Source organism: Candidatus Dependentiae bacterium (assembly GCA_016871815.1).
In the GTDB taxonomy this organism is placed as follows: domain Bacteria; phylum Babelota; class Babeliae; order Babelales.
Window position 1 is genome coordinate 1 of sequence record VHBT01000052.1, and the last position, 1,725, is coordinate 1,725.

Genomic DNA, 1,725 nt, shown 5'->3' on the forward strand with positions numbered 1-1,725 from the left:
AAGAGAGGAGAAATAAATCTTTTTATAGTTTTTTACAAGTAGGTTTATCATACGAATTTATTGTATCTTAATGATAGCCACTTCACTGATTACGCCGAGATGTCTAAAAAATTTTTTCCACAATAATTCGAGGCTCTCTCCAGACTGTGTGAGTAGATTCTTTTGCCGCTGGATGTATAGAACCGTCACGCTTGTTTTAATCGAGAATTTTTGCCCTGCGGATAGATCAGTTGCCAATTTATTTGCTTCTTCAACATTGAGTTTTTTTGATCCCAGCTGGACTTTTTCAGGGTTTTCAATCAAATCATTGATTAAGATTAGTTTTATCTCTGACGCGGTTGTTGCAAGTAGCTGCGAACAACTCATAGATATAAGCGCATCCGCAATCGGACTACCATTGGTGCCTGAGGTTGGGTTCTGAGAAATGAAAAATTGATTTATACGATCATTTTCTTTCTTTTTGCGGAGCTTTACGTCGCGCTTATTAGACAGTAAGACCGATAGATTTCCAACAACGCAAAAAGAGTCAGTAAATATAGATGCGTGGTAGCCAGTTTCTTTATCGAAGGTAAAAAACTGACGCGCGTGCCCTCTGGAAGCTTCTCTTTCTCGTCATTTAACTTTTCAACGATATTTAGTATCAGCTCTTTTTCGTAACTTTCCGTTTTATCAAACAGCACCACTTATTGAGGGGCTTTGTTAGATGCGTTTCTTACCTCAAACCAAGATTGCTTATCCTTTCGAGCAAGAGACTGCCCTGGAACGAAAAAAATAACGGCAACAAGAAAATAAAAAATATTCATGATTCTTCATTTTGCTTAGAGAATTGATCAGTATTTTGAAATGTTTTATCTCCATCCACCGCCTTTTTCCTTATCGCACCAAGCTCAGCCTGAAGTGAGCTGAGCGTCTCATGTTGTAAGTTATTTAGCTTGCTCACTGTAGCGTTCAGTTTCTCCATAATTTGCTGAACATGGTGTTTCAGAAGACTTTCGATTTCCAGATCTGATTCGTTTACCCTGGGAAGATTTTCATACGAATGGTCATCAAGTGTAAATTTTTGCTTAAAGTACTTTGGAGCAGGCTGGTGACGAACAAACTCGTTTGCAGCGCGGTACATAGAGAGGCATCCGTTGGCTGCTTTTTCAATTTCGTTAAATTTTCGTTCTGCATGCTTGATCATGAATTTCTGATCCTCGATCGTGCTGATAATTTGCTCACATCGCCCACGAATCTGCTCAACTTTTTTTCTTATATCCGCCTCAAGATTTTTATGGAAATCGCTGATCCGTTTATAGAACTCTGTCTCAGTTTCCTCTAACTGCTTCTGGCACGCATTTCTGGTACGGTCTGCTTCACCGTAACCCGGGTACTCATCATCTCTGCGGTACCCTTTATAGCTTACGAGAATACCAAAAGCTAAAGAAGCGATAAAAATCAAAGTCGTAACCGCATTGTTTACAAAAGAAAACGGTGAAGCAATTACTGTTTTGGCGGCATTTACGACAGCGGCATTCATTACATTAAAAAGATTCTCTGATGCGTCTGGATTTACTTCAAGAAGATCCACGAGGGCCTGCCGCAACAGTGCGCCATAGATAATTGCAGCGAGGAAAATCAGAAACAATGAATCGCCCCGGGTTTACTAGACACTTCCTAGCCTATAAATTTAGGCCTTCAAGGGGGTGCCATGAGTGGGAAGCGATATACCGAGGAATTTCGAAT

At 40.2% G+C, this 1,725-nt stretch carries 2 protein-coding genes; both read right to left on the bottom strand.

What is annotated here, in order from left to right; genetic code table 11:
• Positions 1–57: 57 nt before the first annotated feature.
• A complete protein-coding gene (locus FJ366_04415; protein ID MBM3894810.1) occupies positions 58–366 on the bottom strand; it encodes a hypothetical protein in 309 nt (102 codons plus the stop codon).
• A 433-nt stretch (positions 367–799) separates the two neighbouring features.
• Positions 800–1,570 (bottom strand): hypothetical protein, encoded by a 771-nt coding sequence (locus FJ366_04420; protein ID MBM3894811.1) that lies wholly within the window; start codon positions 1,568–1,570, stop codon positions 800–802.
• Positions 1,571–1,725 lie beyond the last annotated feature (155 nt).